The sequence below is a fragment of the Curtobacterium sp. L6-1 genome (assembly GCF_018885305.1).
Classification (GTDB): Bacteria; Actinomycetota; Actinomycetes; order Actinomycetales; family Microbacteriaceae; genus Curtobacterium; species Curtobacterium aetherium.
The window spans coordinates 3,113,203-3,126,851 of the sequence record NZ_CP076544.1; the positions used below are offsets into that span (position 1 = coordinate 3,113,203).

Consider the following 13,649-nt stretch of genomic DNA (forward strand, 5'->3'; position numbering starts at 1 on the left):
TCTACGATGCTGCTCGAGCCCGCGCTCGCGGCAGCTCATCTCCCTCGCGGACGCCCTTTCGAAACGGGCGTCCCTCGTCGTGCCCGGAGTCGCGCGTGTTGGTCGGAATCGTGGAGTTCCTCGGCTGGTTCGGAGCCGTAGCCGTCCTCGGTGGTTACATCTTGTTCTCCCTCGGGAAGATCCCGAACGGGCCGCTCTACCAGGTCATCAACCTGGTCGGCGGTCTGGCGGTGGCGGTCAACGTCGCGGCCCACCACGCGGTGCCGTCGACGATCGTCAACGGCATCTGGGCCGTCGTGGCAGCCGTCGTGCTCGTCCGGATGGTGTTGCGCCGACGTCGTGCCCCGGCCTCGGAGCAGGCACCCGTGCTCCTCGTCGAGCCCCCGACGACGACCGCGGTCCTGCCGGTCGTCGGGCCCGCGCTCCGCGACCACGAGGCGGACGCGACGGCCGCGCCGGAACCGTCGCCGGGCCTCCCGGCCGTGCCCGCCTCGCCGGCCGTGCCCGCCGGGGTCGCCGACGCCCCGGCCCCGATGACCGAGTCCGTCCCGGTCATCACCGCGGCCATCGCCCTCGCCCTGGTCCAGGCGGCCCGTCAGCAGCACGCGGCGCAGCAGCAGGCCGCCGACCCGACCCCCGTTCAGCCGGAACGCGCCGACGCCCCGTAGGTCGGCACCGGTCCGTCGGTGGGTGGGCGCTACGATCGGCGCATGTCCCGGTGGTTGGTGGCGACGATGGCGTCCGTCCTCTTCATCGCGCTCGTCATCGCCGTGACGGGCTTCGAGGCGCTGCTCGCCGACGTCGAGGCCATCCGGCAGCCCGACGCGACGCCCTACCTCGGCCCGGCGATGGTCGTCGGTTCCGCGGTCGTCGTGTTCCTCGCCACCGCCATGGGCGCACGCGAGGGCAACCCCGGCATCACCGGCCTGGTCGCCGCAGCGATGACGTACCTGGTGATGCTCGGCGTCGGCGGGGTCGGCTACGCGCTCGTCCACGGTGACGCGGCTGAGCTGCTCGTGTTCCCGGCCGGCTACGCCCTCAGTCCGTTCGTGGTGGGTGCCGTGGTGGTCGCGCTGGTGACGGTGGTCGGCGGCGTCTCAGCGGCCCGATGGCAGGCGCCTCGTCCACAGGGTCAGCAGTCCTCGCCCATCCGTCCACAGGACTGACCAGCCCGGGGATCCGTCCACAGGTGGACGGGCCTCCGATCCGTGCGTGGCCAGCGTGGCCAGCGCCGCCAGCGCCGCCAGCGCCGCCAGCGCCGCCAGCGCCGCCAGCGCCGCCCCAGCGGTGCGGTACGGCGGGCGGTCCTCCGCAGCGTCCCCCGGTCCCGCACGGAACGACGCGACGGTCTGGAGGCCCGCCCCGCCTCCGCCCCGCCCGGTACCATTCCGGGGACGCGCTGTCCGAACGCACCACGGGGGACCGATGACCGAGCGACCTGACCACCAGCCGGAACACGAGCCGTCGGGGGAGCGCGACGGCCTGGGCGGCGCCGACGCGCACCCGACGCGGAGCGGGCAGCACGCCCCCGCCGAGGGCGCTGCCGGTGCCCCTGCCGAGGGGGCCGGCCATGCACCCGCCGCAGTGCCCGGGTGGGACGCGGTCCCGGCGTCCGACTCGCTCCACGGTGACGGCGCGCTGCCGACGTCGATGACCGCCGGGGTCGCCGCGGGGTCGGTCGGTCCGACCGCGCCCGGCCAGCAGCCGTACCTCCCCGGGACGCCCGGTGCGCCCACGCCCCGACGCCGGATGCGGAAGGGCGTCGTGGCCGCGATCGTCGCCGGTGCCGCGGCGCTCGTCCTCCTCGTGGTCGCGGGCGGTGTCGCCTACTCGGTCGGGTCGGCCGACCACTCCGCCGACCGGCCGGTGCAGGCCTTCCTGCAGGACGTCGAGGACGGGCACCTGTCGGACGCGCTCGAGGCCGCCGGGATCGACCGCGACCGTGACGACGTGCTGCTCACCGACGCCGCCTACGCCGAGGCCGGCGACAAGATCACCGCGCACCGCATCACCTCGGTGGAGCAGCGCGACGACCGGGCCACGGTGCGCGCGCTCCTGACCCAGGCCGGCCGGAGCGTGCCGGCCACGTTCGAACTCGAGCGGACCGGGACCGACTGGGGCGTCTTCCCGGTGTGGGAGCTCCAGCCCCCGTCGCTCGGGACGGTGAGCGTCGTGGTGCAGGGGCCGGCCCGGAGCGCCGTCACCGTCGCCGGGGCGGACGTGACGACCAGCAGGCTCGGGGCCGTGTCGCTCCGTGCCCTCCCGGGGTCCTACGGGGTCCGGGTCGACGGCGGGAAGTGGTTCACCGCGGAGGACGCGACTGCCGCGGTCCGGGGGTTCGGCGCCCCGTCCGAGCCCGTCACGCTCGCGACGGAACTGACCGACGCCGGGAAGCAGGCCGCGTCGAAGGCCGTCGACGCGTGGGTGGACGGCTGCGTCGCGTCGACGTCGACCGCGCCGGACGGCTGCAGCTTCTACACGTACGGCGAGAACCCGGCGAACACCTACACGAACCAGCGGTGGACGCTCGGCTCGCGCCCCTCGGTCGACGTCGGTGCCTGGTCGGTGCAGGGGTGGCTCGTCCGGACGGAGTCGGCCGGGTCCGCGACCTTCACGGCGGACTTCACCGGTCCGGCCGGCCGGGGGCGGGCGACCGCGGGACCGATCGACATCAACGCCTCGGGGTGGATCACCGCGTTCTCGGACGACGGCGCCACCTTCGTCCCGGCGGTCGGCAACGGGCAGGGCGACTCGGGCTCCTGAGCACCGGCGGCACGTCGCGGCCGAGCGGGTCTCGCCCTCGGCGGACGGGCGAGTGGGGAGGGTACCGCGGATTGATTTCGGCGGTGCTGACGGCTAGGCTCTTCTGGGTGTGCGCCTTCGGGCGCGCCCAGATCCTGCAGGCCTCCGGCCTCCTGATCGTCCATCCCCCTCCTCCTCGCCGTCAGGCGTCGGTCCGTGTGGGATGAGGAAGCCGACGGACCGCGTCGGCCAGAGAGCACGAGCGAAGAACCAGGAGAACAGTTGCCTACCATCCAGCAGCTCGTTCGCAAGGGGCGCACGCCGAAGGTCGTCAAGACCAAGGCGCCGGCCCTCAAGGCGAACCCCCAGCAGCGTGGCGTGTGCACCCGCGTCTACACCACCACCCCGAAGAAGCCGAACTCGGCACTGCGCAAGGTCGCTCGTGTCAAGCTCTCGAACGGCACCGAGGTCACGGCCTACATCCCCGGTGAGGGCCACAACCTCCAGGAGCACTCGATGGTGCTCGTCCGCGGCGGTCGTGTGAAGGACCTCCCGGGTGTGCGCTACAAGATCATCCGCGGTGCCCTGGACACCCAGGCCGTCAAGAACCGTAAGCAGGCTCGTAGCCGCTACGGTGCGAAGAAGGGTTGAGTTAGATGCCTCGTAAGGGTCCCGCCCCGAAGCGCCCCGTCGTCGCCGATCCGGTCTACGGCGCCCCCGTCGTCAGCCAGCTCGTCAACAAGATCCTCCTGGACGGCAAGAAGGGCCTCGCCGAGCGCATCGTCTACGACGCACTCGAAGGGGTCTCGTCCAAGAACGGCCAGGACGCCGTCACGACGCTGAAGAAGGCGCTCGACAACGTCCGCCCGACCCTCGAGGTCCGCAGCCGCCGCGTCGGTGGCTCGACCTACCAGGTGCCGGTCGAGGTCAAGCCGCACCGCGCGAACACCCTCGCGCTGCGCTGGCTCACCTCGTACGCCAAGGCCCGTCGCGAGAAGACGATGACCGAGCGTCTCATGAACGAGATCCTCGACGCGTCGAACGGTCTCGGTGCCGCGGTCAAGCGCCGCGAGGACACCCACAAGATGGCCGAGTCGAACAAGGCCTTCGCGCACTACCGCTGGTAGTCATCCGGCACCGTCCGGGTGCCGTGCCCAACAGGCGCGGCACCCGGACGGACGCCACCCTCTCCTACAACTCTTCCGGAGGAACCTGTGGCACAGGACGTGCTCACCGACCTGAACAAGGTCCGCAACATCGGCATCATGGCGCACATCGATGCCGGCAAGACCACGACGACCGAGCGCATCCTGTTCTACACGGGCATCACGCACAAGATCGGTGAGGTCCACGACGGCGCTGCCACGATGGACTGGATGGCGCAGGAGCAGGAGCGCGGCATCACGATCACGTCGGCCGCGACGACCTGCTTCTGGGACAACAACCAGATCAACATCATCGACACCCCGGGTCACGTCGACTTCACGGTCGAGGTGGAGCGTTCGCTCCGCGTCCTCGACGGCGCGGTCGCGGTCTTCGACGGCAAGGAGGGCGTGGAGCCCCAGTCCGAGACCGTCTGGCGTCAGGCGGACAAGTACAACGTCCCGCGCATCTGCTTCGTCAACAAGATGGACAAGCTCGGCGCCGACTTCTACTTCACCGTCGACACGATCATCAACCGCCTCGGTGCGGAGCCGCTCGTGCTCCAGCTCCCGATCGGTGCCGAGAACGACTTCGTCGGCATCATCGACCTCATCGAGATGCACGCCAAGGTCTGGCCGGGCGATGCCAAGGGTGACGTCACCATGGGCGCCCAGTACGAGGTCCAGGAGATCCCCGCGGACCTCAAGGACCGTGCGGACGAGTACCGCGCCAAGCTCGTCGAGCGTGTCGCGGAGACCGACGACGCGCTGCTCGAGAAGTACTTCGGTGGCGAGGAGCTCACCAAGGACGAGATCAAGGCTGCGATCCGCAAGCTGACGATCAACTCCGAGGTCTACCCGATCCTCTGCGGCTCCGCGTTCAAGAACCGCGGCGTCCAGCCGATGCTCGACGCGGTCATCGACTACCTCCCGTCGCCCCTCGACGTCCCGCCGATGATCGGCCACGACGTCAAGGACGAAGAGGTCGAGATCATCCGCAAGCCGGAGTCCTCCGAGCCCTTCTCGGCCCTCGCGTTCAAGGTCGCGGTGCACCCGTTCTTCGGTCGCCTCACCTACGTCCGCGTGTACTCCGGTCAGATCGACTCCGGTGCCCAGGTCATCAACTCGACCAAGGGCAAGAAGGAGCGCATCGGCAAGATTTTCCAGATGCACTCCAACAAGGAGAACCCGGTCGACTCGGTCACCGCGGGCCACATCTACGCGGTCATCGGCCTCAAGGACACGACCACGGGTGACACCCTGTGCGACCCGTCCAACCAGGTCGTCCTCGAGTCGATGACGTTCCCGGAGCCGGTCATCGAGGTCGCGATCGAGCCGAACACCAAGGCCGACCAGGAGAAGCTCTCCACCGCGATCCAGAAGCTCGCCGAAGAGGACCCGACGTTCCGCGTCGAGCTCAACGCCGAGACCGGTCAGACGACGATCAAGGGCATGGGCGAGCTCCACCTCGACATCCTCGTCGACCGCATGAAGCGCGAGTTCAAGGTCGAGGCCAACGTCGGCAAGCCGCAGGTGGCCTACCGCGAGACCCTCACCAAGGTCGTCGAGCGCTACGACTACACCCACAAGAAGCAGACCGGTGGCTCCGGTCAGTTCGCGAAGGTGCAGATCGCGCTCGAGCCGATGCCCGTCACGGCCGAGAAGGTCTACGAGTTCGTGAACGCCGTCACCGGTGGTCGCGTTCCTCGCGAGTACATCCCCTCGGTCGACGCGGGCATCCAGGACGCGATGCAGGTGGGCGTGCTCGCCGGCTTCCCGACCGTCGGTGTCAAGGCCATCCTCAAGGACGGCGCGGCGCACGACGTCGACTCGTCCGAGATGGCGTTCAAGATCGCCGGCTCGATCGCGTACAAGGAAGCGGCCCGCAAGGCCGGTCCCGTGCTGCTCGAGCCGATCATGGCCGTCGAGGTCCGTACGCCCGAGGAGTACATGGGCGACGTCATCGGCGACCTGAACTCCCGTCGTGGTCAGATCTCCGAGATGACCGACGCGTCGGGCGTCAAGGTGGTCCGTGCGAGCGTCCCGCTCTCCGAGATGTTCGGCTACGTGGGCGACCTGCGTTCCAAGACCTCTGGTCGTGCTGTCTTCTCCATGGTGTTCGAGACCTACAACGAGGTCCCGCGCAACGTGGCGGACGAGATCATCCAGAAGAGCACCGGGGCCTGACGCTCCCGCGTCATCCCCAGGCGAGGGTGCCCGGCGACGGGCCCCTCGTCACCAAGTAAAGTAGAGACACACACACCGCGCGCCAACAGCGCAGGGCCGACCATGGTCCTGCCGGGGGCGACGCATCCGAGTCCTGAGGAGGACCCACAGTGGCCAAGGCCAAGTTCGAGCGGACCAAGCCGCACGTCAACATCGGAACCATCGGTCACGTCGACCACGGCAAGACCACGCTCACGGCGGCGATCACCAAGGTTCTGCACGACCAGTACCCGGACCTCAACGAGGCCCGCGACTTCGCGCAGATCGACAACGCTCCCGAGGAGCGCCAGCGCGGCATCACGATCAACATCTCGCACGTCGAGTACCAGACCGACAAGCGCCACTACGCGCACGTCGACGCTCCTGGTCACGCCGACTACGTGAAGAACATGATCACCGGTGCGGCCCAGATGGACGGCGCGATCCTCGTGGTCGCCGCCACCGACGGCCCGATGCCCCAGACGCGTGAGCACGTGCTGCTCGCCCGCCAGGTCGGCGTCCCGTACATCGTCGTCGCGCTGAACAAGGCCGACATGGTGGACGACGAGGAGATCCTGGAGCTCGTCGAGCTCGAGGTCCGCGAGCTCCTCGGCTCGCAGGAGTTCGACGAGGACGCCCCCGTCGTGCAGGTCTCGGCGCTCAAGGCGCTCGAGGGCGACGACAAGTGGGTCAAGTCCGTCCAGGACCTGATGGCCGCCGTCGACGAGAACGTGCCGGACCCGGTGCGCGCCACCGACCAGCCGTTCCTCATGCCGATCGAGGACGTCTTCACGATCACCGGTCGTGGCACGGTCGTCACCGGCCGCGTCGAGCGTGGCGAGCTGGACCTCAACTCCGAGGTCGAGATCGTCGGCATCAAGGCGACCCAGAAGACCACGGTCACGGGCATCGAGATGTTCCGCAAGCTGCTGGACAAGGCAGTCGCCGGTGACAACACCGGTCTGCTGATCCGTGGCCTCAAGCGCGAGGACGTCGAGCGCGGCCAGGTCGTCGTGAAGCCGGGTTCGGTCACGCCGCACACCGAGTTCACCGCGAACGCGTACATCCTGAACAAGGAAGAGGGCGGTCGTCACAACCCGTTCTACGCGAACTACCGTCCGCAGTTCTACTTCCGCACCACGGACGTCACCGGCGTCATCACGCTGCCCGAGGGCACCGAGATGGTCATGCCCGGTGACACCGTCGCCATGACCGTCGAGCTGATCCAGCCGATCGCCATGGAGGAGGGCCTCCGCTTCGCCATCCGTGAGGGTGGTCGTACGGTCGGCGCCGGCACGGTCGAGAAGATCATCAAGTAACTCCGGTCACTTGCGAGAGCGGGGTCGGGCCTTCGGGTACGGCCCCGCTTCCGTGTGTCCGGCGCGTGACGCCGGGGTACGTTCCTGCTGCCCCCGGCAGCGCCGAGGGTGTTGCATCGAGGACGTGACACGTCTCCGCCGCTCCTCGACCAAGGGTCGTGGCTACCACCGCGTCCGCAGCGGCAAGGGCTTCTCGTACCGCGACCCGCACGGCACGACGGTGACCGATCCGGAGGTGCGCCAGCGCCTCGAGAACCTCGTCATCCCGCCTGCGTGGGACGACGTCTGGATCTCGCCGTACGAGAACGGGCACATCCTCGCGACGGGGATCGACGGCGCCGGTCGACGGCAGTACATGTACCACCCCTCGTGGCGCGAGCGGATGGACAAGATCAAGTACGACCGGGCGCTCGCCCTCGCGGAGTCGCTCCCCTCCGCCCGCCGGATGGTGACGCAGGACCTCCGCCGTCCGGAGCCGGACCGCCAGCGTGCGCTCGGAGCGGCCTTCCGGATGCTCGACCAGGGCTCGCTCCGCGTCGGCTCGGAGCGCTACGCCACCGAGCACGGCAGCCACGGCCTGTCGACGCTGCTCTGCGCGCACGCGCACATCTCCGGCGACGACATCGAGCTCGAGTTCCCCGGCAAGAGCCACCAGGCGTGGTCGTCGACGATCCACGACGCCGACCTCGCGCGGGTGCTCGCCGGCATGAAGCGTCGCGGCGCAAACGCCCGCCTGCTGTCCTTTCGCGAGCGGCGCGGCGACGACTGGCAGCCGGTGACCGCCGAGGACATCAACGCCTACGTCAAGGAGCGTGCGGGGGAGGACTTCACGGCGAAGGACTTCCGCACGCTGCACGGCACCGTCGCCGCGGCGATCGACCTCGCGCAGACCGGCGTGCTGTCGAGCCAGGTGAAGCGGAAGAAGGCGGTCTCCCACGCGGTGAAGGCCGCGAGCGAGGTGCTCGGCAACACCCCCACGGTCGCACGACAGAGCTACATCGACCCACGTCTGCTCGACGCCTACGAGCACGGCGAGACCATCGACCCCGCTCGCCTGCACGCAGCCGAGTCCGAGGTCCGGGCGCTCCTGTACCGGCAGTGATGTGATCGGTCGCTGGTGGTTCCGGGATGACGTAGCGTTGGTCGTCGTGCCCGCCCACCCCACGAGGCACGGAAGGACCCATCAGTCGTGACCGACGAGTGCATCCACGGTTTCCCCATCGAACTCTGCGACATCTGCTCCCCACGGCAGCGTGATCCGGAGACCATCACCAAGACCCCGACGCCGCGGCGCACCCGCGTGACGACGTCGCTGCGATCGACGCCCGCCGTGGTCGGCGGCAAGGTCCCCGAGCAGGTGCTCCCCGCCACGCGTGACTTCGGTGCGCTGCGCGCCCACCACGTCACCCACATCGACAACCTCGCCTCGATCGTCGCGGACGGCGCGATCCTCGCCTCCGACCAGGCGGCCCCCGTCGTCGACGTCAGTTCCGCCGCCGTCCGGGAGGCCCGTGGTGCGGCCACCGCCCCCGACGGTTCCAGCGTGGCCGGCCACGTGCCCTTCACCCTGTCGCCGGACGCCCGGCGGTGGGACGAGCTCCGCTCGGGCGCCGAGGAGGACCGCTGGTCGGACGCCGCCCGGCGCACCCGCGCGACCGAGTACGTCGTCCTGGTCGTCCCGACCACCGCGTTCGGTGCGTCCGTGATCCTGGCGGACACCGACGCCGAGGACCCGGACGTGCGCTTCGCCGTCGGGCCCGAGGCCGCGACGAACCTGCTCCGCCGCACCGACATCACCGACCCGTCGATGCACGGCGTGGAGCTGCTCGCCGGCCCGCGGGTCGCGCTGTCGTCGGTCGCGCTCGTCGGCGTGCCGAACGAGCGTGTCCGCCAGCAGGTCAAGACGGTGTTCGCCGAGCTCGACGGACCGGCGCCCCGCGTCGCGGTCTTCCCGCCGTGGTTCGTCCCGCCGCTGCCGGAGGACTGAACCAGCACCGGAACCAGGACGCCCCGGCCCCACCGAAGTGGAGCCGGGGCGTTCCGTCGTCCGTGGGTCAGCGGCCGCGACGGGTGCGCGCGTAGAGCACGATGCCGGCGACGACGGAGACGTTCAGCGACTCGACGCGGCTGTCGATCGGCACGGACACGGTGTCGGTGGCTAGGCCCTGCAGCGCGTCCGATGCCCCGGTCTTCTCGGCGCCGAGCAGCAGGGCAACGTCCTCGTCGAGCGCCCCGAGGGACTCGGGGGAGAGGGAGCCGTCCATGTCGACGTCGACGACCCGCAGGCCGGCGTCGGTCAGCCACCGGGTGACGCGCTCCCGCGTCTCGAGCAGGACCGGTACCGAGAACACGTGGCCGCGGCTGGCGCGCACCAGGCGACGGTCGACGATGGTGGGCAGGTCGCTGTCGACCAGGACGACGCCGCGTGCGCCGAGCCCGACGGCGGTACGGACGATCGCCCCGATGTTGCCGACGATCTTCACGCCGTCGAGGACGAGCACGTCACCGGTGCCGTCGGCCAGCGCGGAGAAGCGTGCCGGCGCGGGGACGTTGGCGACGCCGAAGACCTTCGGGCGCTTCTCGCTCCGGAACACCTTCGTCAGGACGGCCGGCTCCACCAGTCGCACGGGGACACCGTGCTCGGCGCACAGGGCGGCGACGTCGGCGGGGAGCTCCCGGGTGGACTCGCCGTAGACCTCGACGAACCGGACGCCGGCGCGGAGGGCCTGCACGAGCGGCTCCTGGTCCTCGACGATCGCGGTGCGGACGCTGCCGCGCGAGGGCTTGGCGAGGTCGGCGAGGCGCTGGACCGCGGGGTCGGACGGGTCGGACAACAGGGCGGGTTCCGGCATGCGCGAAGGCTAGCAGCGGCCTCCTCCGCACCGGGCCGACGGCGGTCGGGGGTGCCGTCGGAGGTGGGCCGACAGGACCGGCCGTGACGGGCCTCCGGGCCGGTCCGCACACCAGGCCGTCCAGGGCCTCCAGGCCGGTCCACCGGCCTGGAGGCAGGCGGCGCGGGGCCGTCTCCTGGAGGCCCGTGGGAGCGGACCCGACACGCCGCGCGGATCGCGACACGCCCGGGTTGCACGGACGCGGGGCCTATGGGAGACTTGTCCGGTTCCGAAATTCCGCGGGCGTTCGCGCCCGCAGGGTCACTGCTCTGGCAGTGCACAACCCCTCTGTTCAGCAGGGCTGGGTTGGGCCGCAGGCAGCAGAACACGATCGACATCCTCGAGCACCCCGGCGCAGCTGTGCCAGGTGCGGGTGGCGACATGTCCGCGCGAGTGGCCCAGGTCATCGCGCGGTTGACAGGAGAACAGCGGTCATCCCCCACGGGCGGAGCCGGTGGTTCACGTAAACAGCCGGGCACGCGACAGCGGAGCCCCGGCGGCGTCAGGCGGCCTGCGGGTGCGCGGCGCAGAGAGGACAGGAAAACACATGGCGGGACAGAAGATCCGCATCCGGCTCAAGTCGTACGACCACGAGGTCATCGACACGTCGGCCCGGAAGATCGTCGACACGGTGACCCGTGCCGGTGCGACCGTGGTCGGCCCGGTGCCGCTCCCCACCGAGAAGAACGTGATCCCCGTGATCCGTTCCCCTCACAAGTACAAGGACTCGCGCGAGCACTTCGAGAAGCGCACGCACAAGCGGGTCATCGACATCGTCGACCCGACGCCGAAGGCCGTCGACTCGCTCATGCGACTCGACCTCCCGGCGGACGTCAACATCGAGATCAAGCTGTAAGGGGGCTGGAACTCATGGCGAACTCAACCAAGACCGTCAAGGGCCTCCTCGGCAAGAAGCTCGGGATGACCCAGGTGTGGGACGAGAACAACAAGTTCATCCCCGTCACCGTGATCGAGGTCGGCCCCAACGTGGTCACCCAGATCCGCAACGTCGAGCGCGACGGCTACGAGGCGATCCAGATCGCCGCGGGCCAGATCGACCCCCGCAAGGTGAACAAGCCGGCCGCCGGCCACTTCGAGGCCGCCGGGGTCACCCCGCGCCGCACGCTCACCGAGATCCGGACGAACGACTCCGCCGAGTACACGCTCGGCCAGGAGCTCACCGTCGACACGTTCGAAGCGGGCCAGAAGGTCGACGTCGTCGGCACCAGCAAGGGCAAGGGCTTCGCCGGTGTCATGAAGCGTCACAACTTCGCCGGTGTCTCCGCCTCGCACGGTTCGCACCGCAACCACCGCAAGCCCGGTTCGATCGGCGCCTCCTCGACCCCGTCGCGTGTCTTCAAGGGCATGCGCATGGCCGGTCGTTTGGGTGGCGACCGCGTGACCGTCCTCAACCTCACGGTCCACGCCGTCGACGCCGAGAAGGGTCTGCTGCTCGTCAAGGGCGCCGTCCCCGGTGCTCGTGGCCGTTCCGTCTTCGTCCGCACCGCCGTGAAGGGTAAGTGATCATGGCCACCACGACCGCAACCTCGATCGACGTCCTGAACGCCTCGGGTGAGAAGTCCGGCTCCGTCGAGCTCCCCGCAGCGATCTTCGACGTCGAGACCAACGTCCCGCTGATCCACCAGGTCGTCACCGCGCAGCTCGCCGCCGCGCGTCAGGGCACCCACAAGACCAAGAACCGTGGCGAAGTCCGCGGTGCCGGTCGCAAGCCGTTCAAGCAGAAGGGCACCGGCCGCGCCCGTCAGGGTTCGGTCCGCGCTCCGGAGCACACCGGCGGTGGCGTCGTCCACGGACCGACCCCGCGCGACTACTCGCAGCGCACCCCGAAGAAGATGATCGCCGCAGCCCTGCTCGGCTCGCTCTCGGACCGCGCCCGCGGTGGCCGCATCTCCGCTGTGGAGGCCTTCGTCGAGGCGGAACTGCCCTCGACCAAGACCGCCCGCACGCTCCTCGGGAAGGTCGCGCCCGTCAAGCACGTGCTCGTCGTGCTCGAGTCGGGCGACGAGCTGACGCTGAAGAGCGTCCGCAACCTGCCGAACGTCCACGCGCTCTCGTACGGCCAGCTGAACGCCTACGACGTCCTCCGTGCGGACGCCGTCGTCTTCAGCAAGAGCGCCCTCGACGCCTTCATCGCGTCGAAGACCGCGAAGGAGATCTCCGCATGAGCGGCTTCAACAAGGACCCGCGCGACATCATCATCGCGCCGGTCGTGTCGGAGAAGAGCTACGGCCTCATCGACCAGGGCAAGTACACGTTCCTCGTGGACCCCCGTGCGAACAAGACCGAGATCAAGCTCGCGATCGAGAAGATCTTCGACGTCAAGGTCGCCGGCATCAACACGCTGAACCGTCCGGGCAAGACCCGCCGGACCAAGTTCGGGATCGGCAAGCGCAAGGACACCAAGCGCGCCATCGTGACGCTCAAGTCCGGTTCGATCGACATCTTCACGGCTGTCGGCTGAGGACCAGAGGGATAAATCATGGCTATTCGTAACTACAAGCCCACGACTCCCGGTCGTCGCGGCTCCTCGGTCGCCGACTTCGCCGAGATCACCCGTTCGACCCCGGAGAAGTCCCTGCTCCGTCCGCTGCCGAAGACCGGTGGCCGGAACAGCTCGGGTCGCATCACGACGCGTCACATCGGTGGTGGCCACAAGCGCCAGTACCGCGTGATCGACTTCCGTCGTGCCGACAAGGACGGTGTCGACGCCAAGGTCGCGCACATCGAGTACGACCCGAACCGCACGGCGCGCATCGCGCTCCTGCACTTCGTGGACGGCACCAAGCGCTACATCATCGCGCCGAACAAGCTCAAGCAGGGCGACGTCGTCGAGACCGGTGCCGGCGCTGACATCAAGCCCGGCAACAACCTGCCGCTCCGCAACATCCCGGTGGGTACGGTCGTGCACGCGATCGAGCTCCGCCCCGGTGGCGGCGCCAAGCTCGCCCGCTCGGCCGGCGCCTCGGTGCGTCTCGTCGCCAAGGACGGCCCCTACGCGCAGCTCCGTCTGCCGTCGGGTGAGGTCCGCAACGTCGACGCCCGCTGCCGCGCCACGATCGGCGAGGTCGGCAACGCCGAGCAGTCGAACATCAACTGGGGCAAGGCCGGCCGCATGCGCTGGAAGGGCGTCCGCCCGACCGTGCGTGGTGTCGCGATGAACCCGGTCGACCACCCGCACGGTGGTGGTGAAGGCAAGACCTCCGGTGGCCGTCACCCGGTCAGCCCGTGGGGCCAGGCCGAGGGTCGTACGCGCAAGCCGAACAAGCCGAGCGACAAGCTCATCGTCCGTCGCCGTAACGCCGGCAAGAAGCGCAAGTAGGAGTTCCGAA

The 13,649-nt window shown here is 69.6% G+C and carries 15 protein-coding genes; 14 read left to right on the plus strand and 1 reads right to left on the minus strand.

Annotated features, from left to right (window positions below):
• The first annotated feature begins 95 nt into the window (after nucleotides 1-95).
• The 9 genes from KM842_RS14410 to KM842_RS14450 all read left to right on the plus strand — a co-directional run bounded on the left by KM842_RS14410 (nucleotide 96) and on the right by KM842_RS14450 (nucleotide 9,395).
• Nucleotides 96-668 carry a CBU_0592 family membrane protein gene (locus KM842_RS14410; RefSeq protein WP_216259443.1) on the plus strand — a complete coding sequence of 191 codons (573 nt, stop codon included), beginning with the start codon at nucleotides 96-98 and terminating at the stop codon, nucleotides 666-668.
• A 42-nt stretch (nucleotides 669-710) separates the two neighbouring features.
• Complete coding sequence (locus KM842_RS14415) at nucleotides 711-1,166, plus strand: DUF6121 family protein (protein ID WP_216259445.1); 456 nt, start codon at nucleotides 711-713, stop codon at nucleotides 1,164-1,166.
• A gap of 259 nt (nucleotides 1,167-1,425) precedes the next feature.
• The gene (locus KM842_RS14420; protein ID WP_216259447.1) at nucleotides 1,426-2,763 is read left to right on the plus strand and encodes a hypothetical protein; all 1,338 of its coding nucleotides are present in this window, start codon (nucleotides 1,426-1,428) and stop codon (nucleotides 2,761-2,763) included.
• 261 nt (nucleotides 2,764-3,024) lie between these two features.
• Entirely contained in the window at nucleotides 3,025-3,393 is a 369-nt protein-coding gene (rpsL, locus tag KM842_RS14425) for a 30S ribosomal protein S12 (protein ID WP_058728453.1), read from the plus strand.
• Nucleotides 3,394-3,398: 5 nt separating this feature from the next.
• Nucleotides 3,399-3,869: a 30S ribosomal protein S7 gene (rpsG, locus tag KM842_RS14430; RefSeq protein ID WP_110824254.1), complete on the plus strand. Its 471-nt coding sequence runs from the start codon at nucleotides 3,399-3,401 to the stop codon at nucleotides 3,867-3,869.
• A gap of 87 nt (nucleotides 3,870-3,956) precedes the next feature.
• Nucleotides 3,957-6,071 (plus strand): elongation factor G, encoded by a 2,115-nt coding sequence (gene fusA, locus KM842_RS14435; protein WP_216259449.1) that lies wholly within the window; start codon nucleotides 3,957-3,959, stop codon nucleotides 6,069-6,071.
• Nucleotides 6,072-6,220: 149 nt separating this feature from the next.
• On the plus strand, nucleotides 6,221-7,408 hold the full coding sequence (gene tuf / locus KM842_RS14440; RefSeq protein ID WP_216259451.1) for an elongation factor Tu: 1,188 nt from the start codon (nucleotides 6,221-6,223) through the stop codon (nucleotides 7,406-7,408).
• Nucleotides 7,409-7,532: 124 nt separating this feature from the next.
• The gene (locus KM842_RS14445; RefSeq protein WP_216259453.1) at nucleotides 7,533-8,510 is read left to right on the plus strand and encodes a DNA topoisomerase IB; all 978 of its coding nucleotides are present in this window, start codon (nucleotides 7,533-7,535) and stop codon (nucleotides 8,508-8,510) included.
• A gap of 87 nt (nucleotides 8,511-8,597) precedes the next feature.
• Nucleotides 8,598-9,395 carry a DarT ssDNA thymidine ADP-ribosyltransferase family protein gene (locus KM842_RS14450; RefSeq protein WP_216259455.1) on the plus strand — a complete coding sequence of 266 codons (798 nt, stop codon included), beginning with the start codon at nucleotides 8,598-8,600 and terminating at the stop codon, nucleotides 9,393-9,395.
• Between the two features lie 67 nt (nucleotides 9,396-9,462).
• On the opposite strand, the gene KM842_RS14455 is transcribed toward KM842_RS14450, so the two are convergent.
• Nucleotides 9,463-10,260: a TrmH family RNA methyltransferase gene (locus KM842_RS14455; protein WP_216259457.1), complete on the minus strand. Its 798-nt coding sequence runs from the start codon at nucleotides 10,258-10,260 to the stop codon at nucleotides 9,463-9,465.
• A 586-nt stretch (nucleotides 10,261-10,846) separates the two neighbouring features.
• On the opposite strand from KM842_RS14455, the gene rpsJ reads away from it, so the two are divergent.
• From rpsJ to rplB, 5 genes are read left to right on the plus strand one after another with little or no spacing between them, the layout of a single operon-like run.
• On the plus strand, nucleotides 10,847-11,155 hold the full coding sequence (gene rpsJ, locus KM842_RS14460) for a 30S ribosomal protein S10 (RefSeq protein WP_110824248.1): 309 nt from the start codon (nucleotides 10,847-10,849) through the stop codon (nucleotides 11,153-11,155).
• A gap of 14 nt (nucleotides 11,156-11,169) precedes the next feature.
• Nucleotides 11,170-11,823, plus strand: coding sequence for a 50S ribosomal protein L3 (gene rplC / locus KM842_RS14465; RefSeq protein WP_216259459.1), 654 nt, complete (start codon nucleotides 11,170-11,172; stop codon nucleotides 11,821-11,823).
• A gap of 2 nt (nucleotides 11,824-11,825) precedes the next feature.
• Nucleotides 11,826-12,485, plus strand: coding sequence for a 50S ribosomal protein L4 (rplD, locus tag KM842_RS14470; protein ID WP_216259461.1), 660 nt, complete (start codon nucleotides 11,826-11,828; stop codon nucleotides 12,483-12,485).
• On the plus strand, nucleotides 12,482-12,781 hold the full coding sequence (gene rplW, locus KM842_RS14475) for a 50S ribosomal protein L23 (protein WP_216259463.1): 300 nt from the start codon (nucleotides 12,482-12,484) through the stop codon (nucleotides 12,779-12,781). The genes rplD and rplW overlap by 4 nt, the downstream gene beginning before the upstream one ends.
• An 18-nt stretch (nucleotides 12,782-12,799) precedes the next feature.
• Complete coding sequence (gene rplB / locus KM842_RS14480; RefSeq protein WP_216259465.1) at nucleotides 12,800-13,639, plus strand: 50S ribosomal protein L2; 840 nt, start codon at nucleotides 12,800-12,802, stop codon at nucleotides 13,637-13,639.
• Nucleotides 13,640-13,649: the final 10 nt, after the last annotated feature.